The following is a 21,723-nucleotide window of genomic DNA, read 5'->3' on the forward strand; positions in this document are numbered from 1 at the left end:
CGCCGCCGTTGTAGGAGCCGGCGGCCATGAGGTCCCAGGTGCCCGAGCCGTCCCAGTACTGGCCGTCCTCGTCGTAGTTCGGGTCGTAGAAGTCCTGCCATTGGAAGGCGAGGTGCCCCAGCTCGTGCGCGCAGACACCGAGCTGGCAGTCCTGCGGCACCACGAGATAGGTGGTGGCGTGCAGGTTGGGCGCGACCTGCACGGGGTTTTGCACCGTCCACTTGTGCGACCAGATCTCGGCCTTCTGCAGCTGCACCGTCGGTTGCACTTCGGCGCCGCGGCCGGCATGCACGATGAAGAGGGCGGTGACGGAGCCGTGCCCCAGCTTGTCGAGGTCCTGCGGGAAGGCGACGCCCTGCGCCATCGCGGCCTTCACCGCGTCTTCGGCGAGGCCCTGCGCGTTGCGCGGATAGGTATTGCCGGTGCCGGAGCGGGAGTTCACGTAGTAGCCGTAGTCGTGCGGCATGCGCAGCCAGCCGTGCACCGAGCCGATCACGTCCACCTTGCGGTTGCTCGCCTCGGCGTAGAAGTCGCGCATGCTTCCCGTGGGGTATTCGCCCTGGGAGAACAGCAGGTCCTGGAAGGCCTGGCGTTCGCGCACGCCGGTGCGATCGGGGAAGTCGACCAGCAGCACGATCACGCGCAGCGGGCCGGCCACCTTCTGCCCGGGCACCGAGATCAACTCGACGCCGCCGGCTGCACCGGCGCGTCCGACCGCGCTGTCGTCCATGCCGTCGTTGTCGACGGAAGGATCGACGAAGCCGATCGAGGCGAGGTACTCCGCGAAGCTCATGCCGGGCGGCGCCTTGCGCTTGAATTCCATGAACAGCGCCGCCATCACGTCGGGCGCGGGCGGCATGCGGCACAGGCCGGCGTGGCTGCGGCGGCACTGGCACCAGGGGACATAACGGCGGGATGACATGGCGACTCCTTTCCTCGCGATCGTGCGAGGAGGCTTCATGATCGAACCGCTGCGAGGCGCCGGAATCCCTCCATTGGCGGAGGGCACAATGGCCGAGCAACAACGAATTCCAGACAAGAAAAGTGCTCGACGTCCTCGCGATCACCGTGCCGATCTACGTCGTGGCGGCGATCGGCTACCTCTGCACCCGCGGCGGCCTGTTCCAGCGCGGCGACATGCGCGTGCTCGGCAAGTACGTGGTGAACATCGCGCTGCCGGCCCTGCTGTTCAATGCGCTGTCGCAGCGCAGCGTGGCGGAGGTGTTCAATCCCGTCTTCATCGCGGCCTATGCGATCGGCTCGGTGGCCGCGAACCTCGCCGGCGTGTTCTGGGCGCGCCGTGTGGCGGGGCAGCCGCTGTCGGCGGCGGCCATGATCGGGCTGGGCATGTCCAACCCGAACAGCGGCTTCATCGGCTTCCCCTTGATGGCCCTCTTGTTCGGGCCGGTGAACGCGGGCATCGGCCTGGCGCTCGCGATGGTGGTGGAGAACTTCGTGACGATCCCGCTGTCGCTCGCGCTGGCGGAAAGCGGCCTGGCCGACGCCGGCGAAGGGCAGGGACGCGGCGCGCGGCTGCGCTTCGCCCTGGTGCAGTCGCTGCGGGGCGTGCTGCGCAATCCGATGATCTGGGGCCTCGTCGCGGGCTTCGTGTTCTCGCTCGCGGGCTGGCGGCTCGCCGAGCCGGTGGCGCGCACGGTCAACCTGTTCGCGGCGGCAACGGCCTCGCTGTCGCTGTTCGTGATCGGCGGATCGCTGGTGGGGATCCGCATCGGCCACATGGCGCGGGAGGTCGCGGTGGTGGCGGCTGGCAAGCTGGTGCTGCATCCGCTGTTCGTTCTGGCGGCGGTGCTGCTGCTGCCGCCCATGCAGCGCGAGCTGCAGATGATCGTGGTGCTGATGGCGGCGGTGCCGATGCTGGGGATCTATCCGATCCTGGCGCAGAAGTACGGGCAGGATGCGATGGCCGCGGCGGCGCAGCTGGGGACGACGGTGGCGTCGTTTTTTACGTTGACGGCGATCATCTGGGCGGTGCGGAACTGGGCCGGGTGAATCGCTGGGGTTTCGCTGCGCTCCACCGCCAGCCTACAAATGCCGCGCGACACCTGCATGCCTCACCGTAGGCTGGGGTGCAACCCCAGCAATCCGCGAAGCGTTCACGGTGCCTGCATGCCCTTGGACTGCAATATCCCCGCCGTCGCCGGCGACCTCAACGCATCGAACAACTGCCGCGCGGCGGCTGCGTTCGCGCTCTGCGCGGCCACCGCCCCCGCATACACGGTGTAGTTCTGGATCTCCGCCGGCAGCGGCCCCACGAGCACCGCCTCCGGCACCGCGAGGATCTCGCTGATCTGGTGGATCGCCACGTCGGCCTGGCCATCGACCACGCGCATGGCCACCAGGCCTCCCGGCACCAGCACCGCCTTGGCCCGCACCTGCGGCGCGATCCCCCAGCGCTCGAACAGGCGATCGAGATAGATCCCGCTCGATCCGCCCGCGGCCGGATCGATGTACGCCACCGACTTCGCCTGCACCACCACGTTGCGGAAGGCATCCACCGTGGAGATATCCGGCAGCGGCGCACCGCGCTTCACCGCGACCCCGATCGCCACCTTCGCCAGCGGCACCGGCGGCTCGTTCGCCAGCTTCGCCGCCAGCGGCTGCAGCGACGCCGGGCTCGAGAACACCACGTCGAAGGCTTCTCCGCCGGCGATGCGCTTCTGCAGTGCGCCCGCCGTGTCGTTCTCGATCACCAGCTTGTGACCGGTCTGCTGCTCGAAGGCAGGCTGCAAGGCCACCAGCACCGGCTTGAAGGCGCCGGCGCTGAGCACCTTGAGTTCCACGGCGGATGCGATCTGCGCGGCGGCGAGGCAGGCGAGGGCGGCAAGCGGCTTCTTCATGGCGTGCGGGTCTCCTTCACAGCGAATGTGCCACGACCGCGGGCGCCTTGCTTCGGATCAGGTCCAGCGTCGCCTTCTGCACCGGCGTCGCCGGCCGCTGCAGGCTGGTCGCGAGCGACAGGCGGATGCGCAGCGGCGGGTCGCCGATCTGCTGCGCGGTGTAGGCCGAGGGCCGCGCCGTATTGAGCAGGGCATTGCGCGAAAGGATCGCGCAGCCGGCGCCATCGAGCACCAGGTCGAGGATGGCCGACACGCCGTCGATCTCCAGCGCCACGTTGGGCCGCGTGCCGACGTCCGCCATCTCCGCCTCCACGTGCATGCGGATCGCGTTGGGCCGGGTGGGGATCACCAGCGGCAGCCTGGCCACCTCCTCCAGCGCGATCGGCCCGGGCGGCGGATCCTCGTGCAGTCCCGGCGGGCGGCGGCGCACCAGCAGCAGGTCTTCTTCCATCAGCGGCGTGAGGTCCAGCTCGCGCGAAGGCTGGGCGTTGTAGAGGACGACGATGTCCAGCCGCCCGCCGATCAAGCCTTCCTGCAACTGGCCGGAGAGTCCCTCGCTGATCGACAGCCGCGCCTCGGGCAGCGTCTCGCGGAAGGCGCGCGTCAGCGGCACGGTCAGCACGCGCGCGACGCTGGTCGGTAGCCCGACCGCGACGCGGCCGGCCAGGCCGCCGCGCAGGCGGCCGAGGTCGTCCTTGGCCCGTTCGACCTGGTGCAGGATGCCGCGCCCATGCTCCAGCAGCAGCTTGCCCGCTTCGGTCGGCACGGCGCCGCGGCCGTTGCGCACCAGCAGGTTCTGCCGCAGTTCCACCTCCAGCAAGCGCACCTGGCGGCTCAGCGCCGGCTGGGCCACGTCGAGCTCGATCGCGGCCCGCGTGAAGCTGCCGAGCTCGGCCACGCGGACGAAGTACTGGAGCTGCTTGAGGTCCATGGTTGGGAATAACTTGGTTTCGATTATGCCGAACTGCTATAGCTGCTAGTCGACCGCTTCGCTGGTCCTTCGTCCACCCCGCGACCACAATGCGCGCCATGAATGCGACCCTGAAGGCAATCTCCTCGATGGCCACGCGCCAGGTGCTGGGCGAGCTGGCCCGCACCTGGCAACAGCGCAGCGGCCGAGCGGTGGAGATCGAATCCGTGGGCGGCGTCGATGCGGCCAAGCGCGTTGCCGCGGGCGAGGCGTTCGACGCCGTGTTCCTCGCCGCCGACGCCATCGACAAGCTGATCGCCTCGGGCCACGCCGTCGCCGGCAGCCGCGTCGACCTGGTCGATTCCGGCGTTGCGATCGCGGTGCGCGCCGGCACGGCCGCGCCCGACATCTCCAGCGAGGAAGCGCTGAAGCGCGCGGTGCTGGCGGCAGCGAACGTCGGCTACTCCACCGGCCCCAGCGGCGTCGCCCTGGTGAAGCTGTTCGAGCGCTGGGGCATCGCGCAGGAGCTGCAGGGCCGCCTCGTGCAGGCGCCGCCCGGCATCCCGGTCGGCACGCTGGTGGCGCGCGGCGAAGTGGCGCTGGGCTTCCAGCAACTGAGCGAACTGATCCACCTGCAAGGCATCACCGTCGTCGGTCCGATGCCGGCTGCCGTGCAGATCACCACCACCTTTTCCGGTGCCGTGTGCACTACCTCGCAGCAGGCCGGCGCGGTGCGCGAGCTGCTGGCCTTCATGGCCTCGCCCGAAGCGGCCGAAGCCAAGCGTCGCAACGGCATGGACCCCGCCTGAACGAACACCAACAGAGGAAGACATGAGCCTGATCATCGACTGCCACGGCCACTACACCACGGCGCCCAAGCAACTGGAAGACTGGCGCAACCGGCAGATCGCCGGCATCAAGGACCCGTCCGCGATGCCCAAGGTGTCGGAGCTGAAGATCGGCGACGACGAACTGCGCGAGTCCATCATCAACAACCAGCTGCGCCTGATGAAGGAGCGCGGCAACGACCTGACGCTGTTCTCGCCGCGCGCCAGCTTCATGGCCCACCACATCGGCGACTTCCAGGTCTCCAGCACCTGGGCCGCGATCTGCAACGAGCTTTGCTTCCGCGTCGCGAAGCTGTTCCCCGAGAGTTTCGTGCCGGTGGCGATGCTGCCGCAGTCGCCGGGCGTGGACCCGAAGACGTGCATCCCCGAGATGGAGAAGTGCATCCGGGAATACGGGGCGGTCGGCATCAACCTGAACCCGGATCCCTCGGGCGGCCACTGGAAGGAGCCGCCGCTGACGGACAAGTGGTGGTACCCCATCTACGAGAAGATGGTGGAGCACGACGTGCCGGCGATGATCCACGTCTCGACGTCGTGCAACGCCTGCTTCCATACCACCGGCGCGCACTACATCAACGCCGACACCACGGCCTTCATGCAGCTGATCCAGGGCGACCTGTTCAAGGACTTCCCGACGCTGCGCTTCATCATCCCGCACGGCGGCGGCGCGGTGCCTTACCACTGGGGCCGCTATCGCGGCCTGGCGCAGGAGATGAAGCGGCCGCAGCTGGACACGCACGTGATGAACAACGTGTTCTTCGACACCTGCGTGTACCACCAGCCGGGCATCGACCTGCTCAACACCGTGATCCCGGTGAAGAACGTGCTGTTCGCCTCCGAGATGATCGGCGCGGTGCGCGGCATCGATCCCACCACCGGCAACTACTACGACGACACGAAGAAGTACATCGACGCGTCGACGATCCTGTCGCCCGAGGAGAAGCACGCGATCTTCGAAGCGAACACGCGGCGTGTCTTCCCGCTGCTGGATGCGCAGCTGAAGAAGCGCGGGCAGTAAACACCCAACTACCGGACGCAGAGGACGCGAAGGGTACGCAGAGGACGCAAAAGGAAATCCAAGTTCCTTTGAATGTCTTTTTTGCGTTCTCTGCGTAACCTTTGCGCCCTCTGCGTCCGGCTGTTTTTGAATTCCAGGAGAACCCAACATGTACGAACTCGGAGTCGTCTACCGCAACATCCAGCGCGCCGACCGCGCCACCGCCGACGCGCTGGCGAAATTCGGCGCGTCCACGGTGCACGAGGCCATGGGCCGCGTGGGCCTGATGAACACCTCCATGCGTCCGATCTACGCCGGCGCACAGGTCTCCGGCACCGCCGTGACGGTGCTGCTGCAGCCCGGCGACAACTGGATGCTGCACGTGGTCGCCGAGCAGATCCAGCCCGGCGACGTCGTGGTGGCGGCGCTCACCTCGCCCAACACCGACGGTTTCTTCGGCGACCTGCTGGCCACGTCCTTCAAGGCCCGCGGCGCGCGCGGCCTCATCATCGACGGCGGCGTGCGCGACGTGCGCACGCTCACCGAGATGCAGTTCCCGGTGTGGAGCAGGGCGATCAGCTCCAAGGGCACGGTGAAGGCCACCCTCGGCTCGGTGAACATCCCCGTGGTCTGCGCCGACGCGCTGGTCACGCCCGGCGACGTGATCGTGGCCGACGACGACGGCGTGGTCTGCGTGCCGGCCGCGATGGCCAAGAAGACGCTGGAAGCCGCGCAGGCGCGCGAGGCGAACGAAGGCGACAAGCGCGCGAAGCTGGCGTCGGGCGTGCTGGGGCTGGACATGTACAAGATGCGCGAGCCGCTGGCGAAGGCAGGGCTGCGCTACGTCGACTAAACCTTGTCGTCCCGGGCTTGACCCGGGACCCAGGCGGCGGTCGACGACCGCATGGATTGCGGGTCAAGCCCGCAATGACAAATTCAGTTCATTGCCTCGAAACAAATGACCACTCGTTTCCGCTCTCTCTCCCGCCGCGCCGCCCTCGGCACGCTCATCCTCGCCGCCGCCGGCATCGCCCAAGCGCAGCAAGCCTGGCCCACGCGACAGGTGCGCATCATCACGCCCTTTCCGGTGGGCGGCGGTCCCGAGGGCGTGGTGCGCCTCGTCGCCGACAAGCTGTCCAAGAAATGGGGCCAGCCCGTCGTCGTGGACAACCGCCCCGGCGGCAACGGCTTCATCGCCATCAACGCCTTCAAGACCGGCGCCACCGACGGCCACGACCTGATCCAGCTGGACAACGTCCACATCTCGGCCTATCCGCACCTGTTCAAGAAGCTGCCCTACGACGCGCAGAAAGACTTCGAGGTGCTGGCGCCGCTGTTCCGCACCTACTTCTTCATCACGACCGCGGCGAACAGCAAGTACAAGACCATGGGCGACCTGGTCGCCGACGCCAAGGCCAATCCCGGCAAGCTGAATTACGGCTCCTGGTCGGTCGGCAACCCGGTGCACCTGGGCTCGGCGCTGCTGGCGATGCAGGCCGGCGTCGACATGCAGCACGTGATCTACAAGGAGACCACGCAGCTGTACACCGGCGTGGCCAACGGCGAGCTGTCGTTCGCGATCGGCACCAACGCCACCGCCGGACCCCTGTACCGCGCCGGCAAGCTGAAGTACCTGGCCGTGGCCGCGCCCAAGCGCCTGTCCGGGCAGTTCAAGGACGTGCCCACGGTCGCAGAGTCCGGCGGGCCGAAGGACTTCGAGGTGACCGGCTGGACCGCGATCGCCGCGCCCAAGGGCCTGCCGCCCGCGCTGGCCGACAAGATCCGCAAGGACATCCAGGAAGCGCTGGCCGCGCCCGACGTGCAGGAGAAGTTCACGTCCTTCAGCTACGAGCCGTTCCCGGTGACGCCGCAGCAGTTCGTGCAGTTCCAGCAGGCCGAGTCGGCGCGCTTCGCTTCCATCATCCAGAAGACCGGCGCCAAGCTGGACTGACACCATGAGCAAACCCACTTCCGGCGGATTCGAGAAGACCCCTGGCTGGCTGGACTGGTACACCGGCCCGAGCAAGCCGCAGTTCCAGCTGCCGCCCAACGCGGTGGACTCGCACTGCCACGTGTTCGGCCCCGGCGAGCAGTTCCCCTACGCGCCGGAGCGCAAGTACACGCCCTGCGACGCGAGCGCCGCGCAGCTGTTCGCGCTGCGCGACCACCTGGGTTTCGCCAGGAACGTGATCGTGCAGGCCACCTGCCACGGCGCCGACAACCGCGCGCTGGTCGATGCGCTGAAGCGCTCCAACGGCAAGGCCAAGGGCGTGGCGACGGTCAAGCGCGGCGTCACCGACCAGGAACTGCAGGACATGCACGCCGCGGGCGTACGCGGCGTGCGCTTCAACTTCGTCAAGCGGCTGGTGGACTTCACGCCCAAGGACGAACTGCTGGAGATCGCCGGCCGCATCGCCCCGCTCGGCTGGCACGTCGTCATCTACTTCGAGGCGGTGGACCTGCCCGAGCTGTGGGACTTCTTCACCGCGCTGCCGACGACGGTGGTGGTGGACCACATGGGCCGCCCCGACGTCAGCAAGCCGGTCGACGGCCCCGAGTTCGCGCTGTTCCTGAAGTTCATGCGCGAGCACCCGAACGTATGGAGCAAGGTGACCTGCCCCGAGCGCCTGTCGGTGGCGGGCCCGCCGGCGCTGGACGGCGAGCGCAACGCCTACCGCGACGTCGTGCCCTTCGCGCGCAAGGTGGTGGAGAGCTTCCCCGACCGCGTGCTGTGGGGCACCGACTGGCCGCACCCGAACCTCAAGGGCCACATGCCCGACGATGGGCTGCTGGTGGATTTCATCCCGCACATTGCGGTCACGAAGGAACTGCAGCGGAAGCTGCTCGTGGACAATCCCAACCGTCTTTACTGGCCGGAAGAGAAATGAACCACACGGGCTTTGGACTGATAGTCGTTGCAACTGTCGCGCTGCTGGCAGGCTGCGCGTCCCCCGGCAAGATGACGGCGGGCGATCCCGCCGCCGGTTGCGCGGCGCTCGCCGGCACCACCATCGCGCCGACGGCGATCGGCTTGCCCAGCGGCGCCGCGAGGATCGACTCGGCAACCTTCATGCCGCCCGCGCCGATGGCCGTGGCCGAACGCGCGCCGACGCCCGCCGGCACGATCACGCCGGCCACGCCCGCGTATTGCAAGGTGCTGGGCAAGATCGCTCCGGTCGATCCCAACGCCCCGCCGATCCACTTCCAGGTCAACCTGCCCGCGCAGTGGAACGGCCGCTCGGTGCAGTACGGCGGCGGAGGCTTCAACGGCGTGCTGATCTCCGGCCTGGCGCTGGTGCCGGCCCAACGCTACGAAGCGGCGGCGCCGCTGGCGCAGGGCTTCGTCACCTACGGCACCGACTCCGGCCACCAGAACCAGCCCGGCCAGCCGCCGCAGGTGTTCGCGCTGAACGACGAAGCGCTGCTGAACTTCGCGCACGCCTCGTACAAGAAGGTGCGCGACGTCGCCGTGGCGGTGATGAAGACGGCCTACGGCCGCGGCCCGCAGAAGCTCTATTTCGTCGGCAGCTCCGAAGGCGGCCGCGAGGGCCTGACGATGGCGCAGCGCTATCCGGCGGACTTCGACGGCATCTTCAGCCGCGTGCCGGTGATCAACTGGACGGCCTTGCAGCACGTGGGCCTGCGCGACGGCCTCGCGCTCACCGGCGAAGGCTGGATCCCGCCGGCCAGGATCAAGCTGGTGCACGACGCCGTGCTGGCCGCCTGCGATGCCGCCGACGGCCTGGCCGACGGGCTCGTGTCCGATGCGATCGGCTGCCGTCACCGCTTCGACGTGACCAAGCTGCAGTGCGCCGGCGCCGTGAACGACAGCTGCCTGAACGCGGCGCAGGTGAAGGCGGTGCAGACTCTGCATTCCGGGTATCGCTTCGACTTCCCGCTGGCCAACGGCGTGCGCCAATACCCGGGCCGCGGCCCGAGCGGCGAGAACACGGCTGCGTCGGGCCCCACCGGCGGCTGGCAATCGTGGTGGACCGGCGCGCAGCCGCCGGCCTTTCCGCCGGTGCAGGCCAACGGCATCGGCTGGTTCTACGGCGCCGGCGCGATCCAGTACTTCTACGCGCGCGACCCCAACGCCGACCTGCGCCGCTACGACACGAAGAACCACGTGGCGCGCATCCAGCAGGTCTCGGAGCTGATGGACTCCATGAACACCGACCTGTCCGCCTTCCAGGCGCGCGGCGGCAAGCTGATCCTGCTGGAGAACCTGGGCGACTACGCGCAGAGCCCGTACACCGGCATCCTCTACTGGACCGACGTGACGCGGCGCATGGGCGAGGACCGCGTGGGCCAGTTCTTCAAGCTCTACACCGCGCCCAACGTCGACCACGTGGGCACGGGCGGCCCGGCCAACGCCGACTTCCTGGGCGCGCTGGTCGCCTGGGTGGAGCAGGGCCGGGCACCGGCGGGCCTGCAGCTGGTCGAACAGGAAGCGAAGCCGCCTTTCGCGGTGAAGCGCAGCCGCCCCTTGTGCGAGTGGCCCAATTTCCCCCGCTACCGCAGCGGCGACGTCAACGACGCAGCCAGCTTCACCTGCGTCCCCACGACCCCTGGGAGTTGACATGTCTCTCGACAAACCCTACGCCGGCGTGCCCGGCACCACGATCTTCGACGCCGAGCAGAGCCGCAAGGGCTACTGGCTCAACCAGTTCTGCATGTCCCTCATGAAGGCCGAGAACCGCGAGCGCTTCAAGAAGGACGAGCGCGCCTATCTCGACGAGTGGGCGATGAGCGAGGAGCAGAAGCAGGCCGTGCTCTCGCGCGACATGAACGCCATGATCGCGCTGGGCGGCAACATCTACTTCCTCGCCAAGATCGGCGCCACCGACGGCAAGAGCTTCCAGCAGATGGCGGGCTCGATGACCGGCATGAGCGAGGACGCCTACCGCGAAATGATGGTCAGCGGCGGCCGCCCCGCCACCTGGGGCCGGGAAGGAAAGAAATAAATGGCGCGCATCACCGCATCCGTCTACACCTCGCACGTGCCCGCCATCGGCGCGGCGATGGACCTGGGCAAGACGCAGGAGCCGTACTGGCAGAAGGTCTTCGCCGGCTACGACTTCTCGCGCCAGTGGATCCAGGAGAACAAGCCCGACGTCGTGTTCCTGGTCTACAACGACCACGCCACGGCCTTCAGCCTGGACATCATCCCCACTTTCGCGATCGGCACCGCCGCGCAGTTCAAGGTGGCCGACGAGGGCTGGGGCCCGCGTCCCGTGCCGGACGTCCAGGGCGCGCCCGAGCTCGCCTCGCATATCGCGCACTCGGTGATCCAGCAGGACTTCGACCTGACCATCGTGAACAAGATGGACGTGGACCACGGCCTCACGGTGCCGCTGTCGCTGATGTGCGGCCAGCCGAAGGCGTGGCCCTTCCAGGTCATCCCCTTCGCGGTGAACGTGGTGCAGTACCCGGTTCCTAGCGGCATGCGCTGCTTCCGCCTGGGGCAGGCGATCCGCAAGGCGGTGGAGAGCTTCGACGAGGACCTCAACGTGCAGATCTGGGGCACCGGCGGCATGAGCCACCAGCTGCAGGGCCCGCGCGCCGGCCTGATCAACAAGGAGTGGGACAACCGCTTCCTGGACCGCCTGATCGACGACCCGGAAGGCCTCGCCAAGCTGCCGCACATCGAATACGTCGAGGAAGCCGGCAGCGAGGGCATCGAACTGGTGATGTGGCTGATCGCGCGCGGCGCGATGGCCGACGTCGCCGGCGGCCGCAAGCCCACCCTGAAGCACCGCTTCTATCACGTGCCCGCCTCCAACACCGCGGTGGGCCACATGATCCTGGAGAACTGAATGACCCAAACTGTCCGCATCGCCCTGGCCGGTCCCGGCGCCTTCGGCATCAAGCACCTCGACGGCCTGAAGAACATCCCCGGCGTGGAGGTCACCTCCATCATCGGCCGCGAGATCCCGAAGGCCGAGGAAGTGGCGCACAAGTACGGCGCGAAGCACGTGACGAACAACCTGGACGAGGCGCTGGCGCGTCCGGACGTCGATGCGGTGATCCTGTGCACGCCCACGCAGATGCACGCGCAGCAGTCCATCGCCGCCATGAAGGCCGGCAAGCACGTGCAGGTGGAGATCCCGCTGTGCGACCAGGTGGAAGAGGGCCGCGCGGTGGTGGAGACGCAGAAGAGAACGGGCCTGGTCGCCATGTGCGGCCACACCCGCCGCTTCAATCCGAGCCACCAGTACGTGAACAGGAAGATCAAGGCCGGCGAGTTCAACATCCAGCAGATGGACGTGCAGACCTACTTCTTCCGCCGCACGAACATGAACGCGCTGGGCCAGCCGCGCAGCTGGACCGACCACCTGCTGTGGCACCACGCTGCCCACACGGTCGATCTGTTCCAGTACCAGACCGGCTCGCGCGTGGTGAAGGCCAACGCGGTGCAGGGCCCGATCCACAAGGACCTGGGCATCGCGATGGACATGAGCATCCAGCTCAAGACCGAGAGCGGCGCCATCTGCACGCTGTCGCTGTCCTTCAACAACGACGGCCCGCTGGGGACGTTCTTCCGCTACATCGGCGACACCGCGACCTACATCGCGCGCTACGACGACCTGTTCAACGGCAAGGAAGAGAAGATCGACGTGAGCAAGGTCGATGTGAGCATGAACGGCATCGAGCTGCAGGACCGCGAGTTCATCGCGGCGATCCGCGAGAAGCGCGAGCCGAATTCGAGCGTGCGGCAGGTGCTGGCCTGCTACGAGGTGCTGGATCAGCTGGAGAGGCAGCTGGCCTGACCGGGTCCGGCGGCGGGGTTCGCCTGCGGGCTCACCCCGCCCTACGAACTTTGTCATTGCGGGCTTGACCCGCAATCCATGCGACGCATGAACGACCGCTGCATGGATCCCGGGTCAAGCCCGGGATGACAACTTCTCCGCATGACAGGGCGATCGACGAGAATCCTCGCGTGATCTCGTCTCCCTCCCGCGCTGCCGTCATCGGCGGCGGCCCCGCCGGCCTCATGGCCGCCGAAGTGCTCGTCCGTCAAGGCATCGCCGTCGACCTCTTCGACGCCATGCCCTCCGTCGGCCGCAAGTTCCTGCTCGCGGGCCGCGGCGGCCTCAACCTCACGCATTCCGAAGGTCCCGAACCTTTCCTCTTGCGCTACGGCGAGCGCAGCGCCGACTTGCGCGAAGCGCTGGCGGCCTTCGGTGGCGAGGCCGTGCGCCGCTGGGCCGCCGACCTCGGCATCGAGACCTTCGTCGGCACGTCAGGCCGCGTGTTCCCCACCGACATGAAGGCCGCGCCGTTGCTGCGGGCGTGGCTGCAGCGCCTGCGCGCGTCCGGCGTGCGCCTGCACCCGCGCCATCGCTGGCAGGGCTGGGATGCCGAGGCCGGCGCGCTGGTCTTCGACACGCCGGCCGGGCGCGCGACGCACACCGCCGACGCCACGGTGCTGGCCCTCGGCGGCGCGAGCTGGCCGCGCCTGGGCTCCAACGGGGCGTGGGTGCCGTTGCTGGCCGCGCGCGGCGTGGATATCGCACCGCTGCAGCCGGCCAACTGCGGCTTCGACGTCGCGCCCACGCGGCCGGGCGCCGTGGGCTGGAGCGATCACCTGCGCCAGCGCTTCGCCGGCCAGCCACTGAAGCCGGTGGCCGCGCGCCTGTCCACGCAGGCGCCGCAGGAAAGCCGCCAGGGCGAGTTCGTGCTGACCGACACCGGCATCGAAGGCAGCCTGGTCTATGCCTTCTCGGCGCCGCTGCGCGACGAGATCGCGGCGAAGGGGCAGGCGACGTGGCTCGTCGACCTGCTGCCGCAGCACAACGAGGCGCAGGTGCTGGCGGAGACCTCGCGCCCGCGCGGGCCGCGCAGCCTGTCGACGCACCTCAAGAGCCGGCTGGGCATCGCCGGCATCAAGATGGCCTTGCTGCACGAGTTGCTCACGCCGCAGCAGCTGGAAGACCCGAGGCAACTGGCCGCGGCGCTGAAGGCGCTGCCGATCACGCTGGCGCGGCCGCGGCCGGTGGAGGAGGCGATCAGCACCGCCGGTGGCGTGCGGCTGGAGGCGCTCGATGCGAACGGAATGTTGCGCGAGGTGCCGGGCGTGTTTTGTGCGGGGGAGATGCTGGATTGGGAAGCGCCGACGGGGGGCTACCTGTTGACGGCGAGCTTTGCGACAGGGCGTGTGGCGGGTGAAGGCGTGGCGCGCTGGCTGAAGCGCTGAAGTTTGCGTCGGGGTTCGGGCTTCGCCGCTCACCCCGACCTACGAAAACGCCGACTGGGAAGTTCGTAGGTCGGTGGTGAGCGCGCTGCAAGCGCCGAACCCCGACGCCAACGGAGCGCTCACCCCGCCCCGTGGCACTTCTTGTACTTCTTCCCGCTGCCACACGGGCACAGGTCGTTGCGGCCCGGCTCGGGCGCCTTGCGCACGGGGTCGATGCGGGGGCCCAGGCTGCGGGCGACCTGGCGTAGCTCGTACACCGCCCAGATGGCGTTGGCGACCTGGTCGAGCCGCTCGTTGCTGACGCTGGGCGGCCCGTCCTCGCTGTACATGGAAATCGCAGGCTCCCCCGCGTCGCCCTCGGTGAGCGCGACGATGTCTTCCAGCGCGTTGTCCATCATCTCCGCGACTTCGTCATCGCGCGGCGGCTGCCATTCCTCGGGCCAGGTCTCCACGGCGTACATGAAGCCCAGGGCCCATACCTGCGCGTAGGCCGGCAGGTTCTCGAGGTCGCCCTCGACGCGCTCCTCGGCGGGCAGCGCCAGGATGGCGCCGCGCGTATCGAGCGCTTCGGGATGGTAGGTGCGCTCGTCCTCCAGCACCTCCACCGGCTGGTCCAGCGCGTGGGCGATCTCCTGCCAGCGGCGGCGCCAGCGCCACACGAACTCCATGTGCTCCATGGGACGGAAGTCTTCGCCGAGCAGCACGGGCCAGTATTCCTCGTCCGGCACCTCGCGGCGCATGCACAGCAGGGCGGCGAGGAAGCCCTCGCAGAATTCCCACTGCGGGATCTCCTCGTGCCGCTCGCGCAGGAAGTCGAGTTCGGCGTCCAGTTCGTCGAAGTCCTCGGGCGTGAGCGGGGCGGAAGGGGTGGGGGTCGGAGTCGTCAAGGCAGGTTCCAGGAGCGGGCCAGGATTATGCGCTGCGGCATCAGGAGATCCCCGGCGGCGGCAGGACGTAGCTCGCCGGCTGCTGCTTGCGGATCAGGAGGTTCTTCACCTCCCACTGCGCGGCGGGCTCCAGCGGCTGCAGATAGCGGACGTCGCCGCCGGCCTGCACGGCCACCGGCACGCCGCCTTCGAACAGCAGCCGGTTGCCCGGCAGGCGCGGCACCTTGTCGCCGGGCACGACGATGCCCGCGAGATTCAACGGATCGACCGCGGAGATCGCCACGCGCTCGCGGCCGGGCGTTTTCGCCGTGCGGCGCAGCGCCGCGGCGGCCTCGGGCAGCGCGAACTGCTCGCCGGAGAAGCCGCTGACGAAGCGGCCTCCGCGGATCTCGCCGCGCGCTTCGAGCCGGCGCAGCACGTAATACAGCTCGCGCCAGGGCGGCAGGCCTTCCTCGCGCTCCAGCAGTTTGCGGAACAGCACGCCGTAGCGGCGCAGCAGCACGCGGGCGATGTGCTCGATGTGCGGGGCGGCCAGTGCGCCCGGTGAGGCCTCCGGCGGTTGCAGGCGGCGCGTGAGCGACCAGCGTCCCGCATCGTCGATCGGATCGTGCCCCTTGCCGCGGCGGCGCAGCTTGTTGCGCTTGTCCGCGGGCATCACCAGCACGCGCAGTCCGGCGAAGGAGTCGCAGGTGGCCAGGCCGTGCGCCACCAGTTCGGACAGTGCCTGCTCCACCTGCGTGCCCAGCATGCGGGCGTCGCGCTGCAGGTCGGCGAAGAAGCTCGCGCCATGGCGGCGCAGGAGGTCGAGCACCAGGCGCGCCGGTCCGGAGAGCGCTGCTTCGTCCTCGGGCGCGGCGCCGGCTGCTTGCTGCCAGTGCGGCAGCGCGTCGCGCTCGCACAGCAGCACCGGCGTGCCGCGGATCGGCCCCGACTTGCGATTGGCGGCTTCCGCCGCTTCCGTCGGCCGCCACCACGCGATGCGGCCGACGGCGCACAGGCGGTCCAGCATGGCGGGCTGGTAGTCTCCCACGCGCGCGGGCAGCAGGTCTTCCTCCCACGCCGAGGCGGGCGCGGCATGGCCTTCGAGTTGCCGCAGCACGTCGGCCAGTCCGCCTTCTCCTTCGCGGCGCTCGTCGCCCTCGCTGCCGGCGAGCTGGTGCCACCGGAACAGGAAGCGCATGAACTGCGCCGGCGGCACCGGCTGGATCTCCGCGCGCAGGCGCTCGCGCGTCATGCGGTGGATGCGGGCGAGCAGGCGGCGGTCGCACCACTCCTGCGCGCCGGGCGCGGTGAAGGCGCCGCGCATCACGGCGCCTTCGGCTTCGAGCTGCAGCAGGGCAGGCAGTACGTCCGCGCCGCGCAGGCCCAGCGGGGCGGCGAGGGCGTCGGGCGTGACGGGGCCGAGCAGGTCGAGGCGGCTGCGCAGGATCTCGCGCAAGGCGTCTTCGCTCGCCGGGCGCTCCTTGTGCACCGGGTCGATGGCCGGCTCCAGCTTCGCCTGCGGGAACACGGCCAGCATCTCGTGCAGCCGCTCCGCCGCCACGTACAGCGTGGCGCCCACCTGCATCGTCGTGATCCGCCGCTGCTCGGTCAACGCGCGCACCAGCTCCGGCGGGTCGACTTCCTCCACCGCCAGGAAGCCATGCACCACCAGCGCGTCGTGCAATTCCTCCGCATCGGCGATCTCCGGCCACGCGTCCTCGCGCACGCGTGCGATCGCCTGCGGATCGAGGCGGCCCACGTCCTGTGCCGTCTGCAGCTCGTCGAGCGGCTGCGTGCGGACGGTCTTGGTGCGGCGCTCTTCCGCCGCGCCGCCATCCAGGAAGGCATAGGGCTTGGCATTGAGGATGGCGTACGCCAGCGGCGACGGCGTCGTGAGCTCGCGCGTGCCGATCTCCACCTCGCCCGCCTCGATGCGCCGCAGCAGCGCCAGGAAACCGTCGGCGTCCATGGTTTCCTGCAGGCAGTCGTGCAGCGTCTGCGCCACCAGCGGATGGTCCGGGATTTCGCGCTCGCCCACGAGGTTCTCGGCGCAGGCGATCTGGTCGGGGAACACCACGGTGAGCAGGTCCTCGGCGTCGGAGCGCTGGAACTGCGGCGGCACCTTGCGGCCGCCGTTCATGCGGCGAACCGCCAGCGAGGCGGTGGCGTTCCAGCGCCAGCGCGTGCCGAACATGGGCGCGTCGAGCAGCGCCTGCACCAGCACGTCGCGCGCGGTCGCGGACTTCAGGTAATGCTGCACTTCCTCCAGCGGGAAGCTGTGCGTGGGCCCGAGCGACAGCACGATGCTGTCCTCCAGCGCGCTGGCCTGCAGCTCGAAGTTGAACTTTCGGCACATGCGCTTGCGCAGCGCCAGGCCCCAGGCGCGGTTGATGCGCGAGCCGTAGGGCGAGTGGATCACCAGGTGCGTGTCGCCCACCTCGTCGAAGAAGCGCTCGAACACGATGCGGCGCTGAGTGGGCAGCACGCCCAGTGCGTTCCGGGCCGCGGAGAGGTACAGCGTGAGCTGGTGCGCCGCCGCCTGCGGCAGGCCGACGGCCTCGTGCAGCCAGCGCACGCAGGCCTCCACGCCTTCGGCGAGCAGCGTGTCCGCCGTCTCGCACAGCCGCGACACGGCCTCGCACAGTTCGTCGGTGCGGCCCAGGCTTTCGCCGAGCCAGAACGGCATCGTCGGCGGCTGGCCCTTGGCGTCCTCCACCATCACCTTGCCGGTCTCGACCTTCGCGATGCGGTAGGAGGCGTTGCCCAGCTGGAAGATGTCGCCCGGCAGGCTCTCGAAGGCGAAGTCCTCGTTGAGCGTACCGACGCGGTGGCCCTCGGGCTGCAATACGACGTCGTAGTCGAACTGGTCGGGGATGACGCCCGCATTGGTGACGGCGGCGAGCCGTGCGCCGCGACGGGCCCGCAGCATGCGGTTCACGGCGTCGTAGTGCAGATAGGCGCCGCGGCGCCCACGGCGGGTGCTGTAGCCGTCGGCAAGCATGTGCACGACGTCCTCGAACTCCTTCAGCGCGAGATCGCGATAGGGTTCGGCACGCCGCAGCGAGGCATAGAGCGCATCGAGCGGCCATTCCTGGCAGGCGGTCTCGGCCACGATGTGCTGCGCCAGCGCGTCCAGCGGTTTGTCCGGCACGCGGATGCGATCGAGTTCGCCGCGGCGCACCGCGTCGAGCAGGGCGGCGCATTCCAGCAGGTCGTCCAGCGCCAGCGGGAACAGCCGGCCCTTGGGGATGGCGCCGATCGCGTGACCCGCGCGGCCCACGCGCTGCAGGAAGGCGTTGATGCTGCGCGGCGAGCCGATCTGGCACACGAGGTCGATGTCGCCGATGTCGATGCCCAGTTCCAGCGAACTGGTGGCCACCAGCGCCTTGAGCTCGCCTTGCTTCAGTCGCTGCTCGGCTTGCAGGCGATGCTCGCGCGCGAGGCTGCCGTGGTGCGCCGTGACGTGTTCCTCGCCGAGCCGCTCGGCCAGGTGACGCGCCATGCGCTCGGCGATGCGGCGCTGGTTGACGAAGATCAGCGTGGTGCGGTGCTGGTGCACCAGGTCCGCGAGGCGGTCGTACAGCTCGTCCCACACCTCGATCGGCATCACCGCGCCGAGCGGCGAGCGCGGCATCTCGATCGCCAGGTCGCGTTCGCGGATGTGGCCGGCATCGATGATCGTGGCTTCCTCGTCGCGCTCGCCGACCAGGAAGTGCGCCATCTCCTGGAGCGGCTTCACCGTGGCCGACAGGCCGATGCGCACCGGCGGCCGCGCGCACAGCGCTTCCAGGCGCTCGAGCGACAGCATCAGGTGCGAGCCGCGCTTGCTGCCGGCCACCGCGTGCAGTTCGTCGACGATCACGCTCTTGACCGACTTGAGCATGGCGCGGCCCGATTCCGAGCCGAGCAGGATGTAGAGCGACTCCGGCGTCGTCACCAGGATGTGCGGCGGCTTGCGGCGCATGCGCTCGCGTTCGGCCGTGGGCGTGTCGCCGGTACGCACGGCGCTGCGGATGCCGGCATCGGGCAGGCCGCGCGCGGCCAGTTCCTCGCGGATGCCGGCCAGCGGCTCCTGCAGGTTTTTGCGGATGTCGTTGGACAGCGCCTTCAGCGGCGACACGTAGAGGACGTGGACCTCGTCCGTGAGGCCCGTGGCCAGCCCTTCCCGCACGAGCTCGTCGATGGCGGCGAGGAAGGCCGCCAGCGTCTTGCCCGAGCCGGTCGGCGCGGCGATCAGCGCATGGCGGCGCTGTGAAGTCACCGCCCACGCCTGAGCCTGCGCTTCCGTCGGCCAGCCGAAGCGGTGCTCCAGCCAGGAGGCGACGGCCGGGTGGAACGGGAGGAGGGACATCGGGGGGATTTTCGGACGGCGGCGCGGGGAACGTCGCAAGTGGGGGCGATCCGGTCGAGGTCAAGGCGATCACTCCTCCGTCATCCCCGCGCAGGCGGGGACCCAGAGCATGGAAAAACGCGCCGGCGGCGCGTTTCCCGGAAGCCCAGGATCCCCGCCTGCGCGGGGATGACGACGTGAACTTTTCCCTGGCCGCGCTGCAAGTGGCGCCGCGTGCACGACAATACAGCCGCCCATGGCAGAAAAACCGGACCTGTCCCTTCGCATCGCGCGCGTGAAGCGCAGGATCCTCGCCACCATGCGGCGTCCCATGTTCCGGGCGGGCATGCGCGACAGCGCCCCCATGACGCTCGGCATCAGCGCCTGGGGCCTCGTCGCGGGTGTGGCCATGGCCAAGAGCGGGATGGGCATTCCGCTGGCCATCCTGATGTCCGTCCTGGTTTTCGCCGGCTCTTCGCAGGTGGCGGCCCTGCCGCTGATCGCGAGCGGCGCACCGATGTGGGTCGTGTGGGCCACCGCCGCCTGCGTCAACCTGCGCTTCCTGGTCTTCAGCTACCAGTACCGCCCGTACTTCGCGCACCTGCCGCGCCGCCGCCGCATCGCCCTCAGCTACTTCATGGGCGACACGATCTTCGCGGCGTTCGCGCGGCGCTACCCCGATCCGCAGCGCGAGCCGGGACAGGTGGACTACTTCCTGGGCGCCGCCCTCGTGAACTACGCCGCATGGCAAGCCGCGGTCATCACCGGGATCGTCGCCGGCAGCGGCATCCCCACGGAAACGGGCATCGGTTTCGCGGGCACGATGGCGCTGCTGGCACTCGCCTGCGGACAGTTGCGCAGCCGTTCGACCTGGGTCGCGGCCTTCGTCGCCGCCTGCGCGGCCGTGGCTGCCTACGCGCTGCCGTTGCGGTTGAACATCGTCGTCGCGATCTCCGCCGCGGTCGCCGTCGGCGTGCTGCTGCAGCACGTGCGGCCCGATCCCAAACGTTGAGGCCCCGGACATCGTGAGCCCGCTCGAAATCTTCTTCACCATCCTCGGCATGGGCGCCGTCACGCTCCTGTGCCGCGCGTTCTTCCTGATCCCGGAGCAGGACCTGCCGATGCCGCGCTGGCTGCGCGAAGGCCTGCGCTACGCGCCGGTCGCCGCGCTGATCGCCGTGGTCGCGCCCGAGATCGTCATGACGCAGGGTCACCTCGTCCACACCTGGAAGGACGCGCGGATCTTCGGCGCCATCGCGGGGCTGGCGTTCTACACGCGCAAGCAGGACCTGCTCGGCACGATCCTGTGCGGGACGGGGGTGATGCTGGTGCTGAAGTTCGGACTGGGCTGGTAGCTATTCCGCCATCGCGCGGGCGGGGATCGAGGGCTTCCAGGAAAGGCGCCGCAGCGCGCCGCCTTTCCTGATTTCCCTCTACCTCCGCAGGAGAACCTCGCATTCGTACGGCATCGCCTCGAACTTCATGCAGTCGCTCGCGCTCAGCGAAGCCGGAACGTACCGCGAGGATGCGCCCATGATGCTCCGTTCCGGTGCCTGCGACGTCGTCGTGGTTTCGCTTTCGAGCATCGCGCACCCCGCAAGTCCGAGGAGCACGCACGCGAGGGGCACCGCCAGCCATTGCTTGTTCGTCCGATCCATCACATACCTCCGTTCAACCACGATGCGTGGCTCGGAAGGTTAGGCGAGGGCACTGGATGTTCCAAGGATACGCATGCTTCCAGGTGTACGCGCCTAAGCCGCATTCTTAGACGTCGATCGGTCGCAAGCCGCGGCGAAACTTCGCGACCTCGCATAAGCCTGCAAGGCCTGGCGCATCGCCTCGGCCATCGCGGGATGGCGTGGGTCGTGACCGGCGCCCGGGACCAGGCGCAACGCGGCTCGCGCACCGCAAGCGTGCGCGAGTGCGAGCGCACCTCCGGGCGGGCACATCGCATCCTCCGTGCCTTGCAGGATCAATGTCGGCACCGCCGGCAATGCATCGCAGCGCGCGAGAAGACCCGGAGGCGCGATCCAGCATCCATGGCGCAGGTAGTGACTCTGGATGCGATAGCGGTCGGCCAGCACTTCCAGTTGTGCGTCGCCGGGCGTCGGCGCGTGATCGTCGCCTGAAAGGATCTGCTCGCTTCGCCACCAGCACGCAGCCGCTTCGCGCTGCGCGGCGGGCCCGCCGGTGGCGAACAGATCCGCAAGGGACTCCACCAGCGAACAGCGCGCGGCGTCGGCCTGCCGCTGCAACGCAGCCCACCCGAGAACTTGCGTGTTCGTCGCGGCGGCAAAGAAGCCGGCTATGTCTACGGGCCGCGCCAGGAACACATTGCGCAGGAGGAGTCCCGCCACCGCGTCGGGCTGGTCGAGCGCGTGGAGCAGCGCGAGCGTCGCCCCCCAGGACCCGCCGACCACCAGCCAACGGTCCACCTGCAGGTGCGCGCGCAGCAGGCGCAGGTCCGCGAGGAGGTGTTGCAGCGTGTTGTGTTCGATGCTGCCGCGCGGCGTGCTCTGGCCGGCGCCGCGCTGGTCCGGGCAGAGGATGCGGTACACGTCCGGATCGAAGAAGGACCGCTGCAGCGGCGAACTGCCCGAGCCGGGGCCGCCGTGCAGCAAGAGCACGGGCAGGCCGGCGGGATTGCCGTGTTCTTCCACGTGCATGACGTGGCCGGCGGTGAGGGGCAGGCGGTGCAAGATCATGGCGTGTCC

Annotated in this window: 19 protein-coding genes; 13 read left to right on the forward strand and 6 right to left on the reverse strand. The window is 69.1% G+C overall.

What is annotated here, in order from left to right:
• A partial coding sequence (locus tag VF522_RS21370; protein WP_330910339.1) for a M6 family metalloprotease domain-containing protein occupies positions 1-922 on the reverse strand: 922 nt, incomplete at its 3' end.
• Between the two features lie 122 nt (positions 923-1,044).
• On the opposite strand from VF522_RS21370, the gene VF522_RS21375 reads away from it, so the two are divergent.
• Complete coding sequence (locus VF522_RS21375; protein ID WP_330910340.1) at positions 1,045-2,010, forward strand: AEC family transporter; 966 nt, start codon at positions 1,045-1,047, stop codon at positions 2,008-2,010.
• 104 nt (positions 2,011-2,114) lie between these two features.
• On the opposite strand, the gene VF522_RS21380 is transcribed toward VF522_RS21375, so the two are convergent.
• Together VF522_RS21380 and VF522_RS21385 are read right to left on the reverse strand one after the other, a co-directional pair.
• The gene (locus tag VF522_RS21380; protein WP_330910341.1) at positions 2,115-2,858 is read right to left on the reverse strand and encodes a substrate-binding domain-containing protein; all 744 of its coding nucleotides are present in this window, start codon (positions 2,856-2,858) and stop codon (positions 2,115-2,117) included.
• 16 nt (positions 2,859-2,874) lie between these two features.
• Positions 2,875-3,789 (reverse strand): LysR substrate-binding domain-containing protein, encoded by a 915-nt coding sequence (locus VF522_RS21385; protein ID WP_330910342.1) that lies wholly within the window; start codon positions 3,787-3,789, stop codon positions 2,875-2,877.
• Positions 3,790-3,887: 98 nt separating this feature from the next.
• On the opposite strand from VF522_RS21385, the gene VF522_RS21390 reads away from it, so the two are divergent.
• From VF522_RS21390 to VF522_RS21435, 10 genes are all read left to right on the forward strand, one after another.
• A complete protein-coding gene (locus VF522_RS21390; protein WP_330910343.1) occupies positions 3,888-4,577 on the forward strand; it encodes a substrate-binding domain-containing protein in 690 nt (229 codons plus the stop codon).
• 22 nt (positions 4,578-4,599) lie between these two features.
• Positions 4,600-5,634: an amidohydrolase family protein gene (locus VF522_RS21395; RefSeq protein ID WP_330910344.1), complete on the forward strand. Its 1,035-nt coding sequence runs from the start codon at positions 4,600-4,602 to the stop codon at positions 5,632-5,634.
• Positions 5,635-5,782: 148 nt separating this feature from the next.
• Positions 5,783-6,466 (forward strand): 4-carboxy-4-hydroxy-2-oxoadipate aldolase/oxaloacetate decarboxylase, encoded by a 684-nt coding sequence (ligK, locus tag VF522_RS21400; RefSeq protein ID WP_330910345.1) that lies wholly within the window; start codon positions 5,783-5,785, stop codon positions 6,464-6,466.
• Between the two features lie 105 nt (positions 6,467-6,571).
• Positions 6,572-7,564: a tripartite tricarboxylate transporter substrate binding protein gene (locus tag VF522_RS21405; RefSeq protein WP_330910346.1), complete on the forward strand. Its 993-nt coding sequence runs from the start codon at positions 6,572-6,574 to the stop codon at positions 7,562-7,564.
• A gap of 4 nt (positions 7,565-7,568) precedes the next feature.
• A complete protein-coding gene (locus VF522_RS21410) occupies positions 7,569-8,501 on the forward strand; it encodes an amidohydrolase family protein (protein WP_330910347.1) in 933 nt (310 codons plus the stop codon).
• Positions 8,498-10,192, forward strand: a complete 1,695-nt coding sequence (locus tag VF522_RS21415) for a tannase/feruloyl esterase family alpha/beta hydrolase (RefSeq protein WP_330910348.1) — start codon at positions 8,498-8,500, stop codon at positions 10,190-10,192. The genes VF522_RS21410 and VF522_RS21415 overlap by 4 nt, the downstream gene beginning before the upstream one ends.
• A gap of 1 nt (position 10,193) precedes the next feature.
• Complete coding sequence (gene ligA, locus VF522_RS21420; RefSeq protein ID WP_330910349.1) at positions 10,194-10,577, forward strand: protocatechuate 4,5-dioxygenase subunit alpha; 384 nt, start codon at positions 10,194-10,196, stop codon at positions 10,575-10,577.
• On the forward strand, positions 10,578-11,429 hold the full coding sequence (locus VF522_RS21425) for a class III extradiol dioxygenase subunit beta (RefSeq protein WP_330910350.1): 852 nt from the start codon (positions 10,578-10,580) through the stop codon (positions 11,427-11,429).
• Positions 11,430-12,383 (forward strand): Gfo/Idh/MocA family oxidoreductase, encoded by a 954-nt coding sequence (locus VF522_RS21430; protein WP_330910351.1) that lies wholly within the window; start codon positions 11,430-11,432, stop codon positions 12,381-12,383.
• Between the two features lie 125 nt (positions 12,384-12,508).
• Complete coding sequence (locus VF522_RS21435; RefSeq protein WP_330910352.1) at positions 12,509-13,810, forward strand: TIGR03862 family flavoprotein; 1,302 nt, start codon at positions 12,509-12,511, stop codon at positions 13,808-13,810.
• A 119-nt stretch (positions 13,811-13,929) separates the two neighbouring features.
• Here VF522_RS21435 and VF522_RS21440 read toward each other — a convergent pair whose 3' ends face one another.
• Together VF522_RS21440 and VF522_RS21445 are read right to left on the reverse strand one after the other, a co-directional pair.
• Positions 13,930-14,697 carry a UPF0149 family protein gene (locus tag VF522_RS21440; protein WP_330910353.1) on the reverse strand — a complete coding sequence of 256 codons (768 nt, stop codon included), beginning with the start codon at positions 14,695-14,697 and terminating at the stop codon, positions 13,930-13,932.
• 40 nt (positions 14,698-14,737) lie between these two features.
• The gene (locus VF522_RS21445) at positions 14,738-19,030 is read right to left on the reverse strand and encodes a DEAD/DEAH box helicase (RefSeq protein ID WP_330910354.1); all 4,293 of its coding nucleotides are present in this window, start codon (positions 19,028-19,030) and stop codon (positions 14,738-14,740) included.
• Between the two features lie 235 nt (positions 19,031-19,265).
• Between VF522_RS21445 and VF522_RS21450 the strand changes: the two genes are divergently transcribed.
• Positions 19,266-20,021 carry an AzlC family ABC transporter permease gene (locus VF522_RS21450; protein ID WP_330910355.1) on the forward strand — a complete coding sequence of 252 codons (756 nt, stop codon included), beginning with the start codon at positions 19,266-19,268 and terminating at the stop codon, positions 20,019-20,021.
• Positions 20,022-20,034: 13 nt separating this feature from the next.
• Positions 20,035-20,364, forward strand: a complete 330-nt coding sequence (locus VF522_RS21455) for an AzlD domain-containing protein (protein ID WP_330910356.1) — start codon at positions 20,035-20,037, stop codon at positions 20,362-20,364.
• 396 nt (positions 20,365-20,760) lie between these two features.
• Here VF522_RS21455 and VF522_RS21460 read toward each other — a convergent pair whose 3' ends face one another.
• On the reverse strand, positions 20,761-21,714 hold the full coding sequence (locus tag VF522_RS21460; RefSeq protein WP_330910357.1) for an alpha/beta fold hydrolase: 954 nt from the start codon (positions 21,712-21,714) through the stop codon (positions 20,761-20,763).
• Positions 21,715-21,723 lie beyond the last annotated feature (9 nt).

The organism is Ramlibacter sp. (genome assembly GCF_036383835.1).
Lineage (GTDB): Bacteria > Pseudomonadota > Gammaproteobacteria > Burkholderiales > Burkholderiaceae_C > Ramlibacter.